We start from the raw sequence: 529 nt of genomic DNA on the forward strand, positions 1-529 counted from the left end.
GGCGGATCTCCAGCGGCATGGTAAACAGCCGGGCATTCTGATAGGGCTGGGAAGGCTGCTGGGTAATATCCAGCACCGTCGTGAACATCCCACCGCCTCCCTGCACCTCCCAGCGATAATGATACACCGGCCGGCCGATGCGGTAAATCCATTGGGCAAAGAACCACTCGAGATCCCGCCCGGAAACCGCCTGGCAGAGCGCCTGAAAATCGGCAGTTGCCGCATTGTGATATAGAAACCGGGGATCGGTGGCATAGGCGTGCAGGGCGCTGAAAAATACTTCATCGCCCAATATGCCCCGGAGCATATGCAGCACCCAGGCGCCCTTGTCGTAGACCGTATCGCCGAACAGCACCCGCACATCGCTGGTATCGGCGATGTAAACGCTGCCGTCAAAAGCCCCGAGATCCTGTTCCCGCATAAACCGGCGGTAGGCCTCCCCGCCCTGCTGTGCCTCCACCCACAACGCCTCGGCATAGGAGGCAAATCCTTCATTGAGCCAGATATCCGGCCAGCGGCGCGGGGTGAT

Annotated in this window: 1 protein-coding gene; it reads right to left on the bottom strand. The window is 60.3% G+C overall.

Annotated elements, in window-relative coordinates; genetic code table 11:
- Positions 1–529 (bottom strand): peptidase M1 (locus tag KDM41_18950; protein MCB1185504.1); only part of this gene is annotated, 529 nt, incomplete at both ends.

Source organism: bacterium (genome assembly GCA_020440705.1).
Taxonomy (GTDB): domain Bacteria; phylum Krumholzibacteriota; class Krumholzibacteriia; order LZORAL124-64-63; family LZORAL124-64-63; genus JAGRNP01.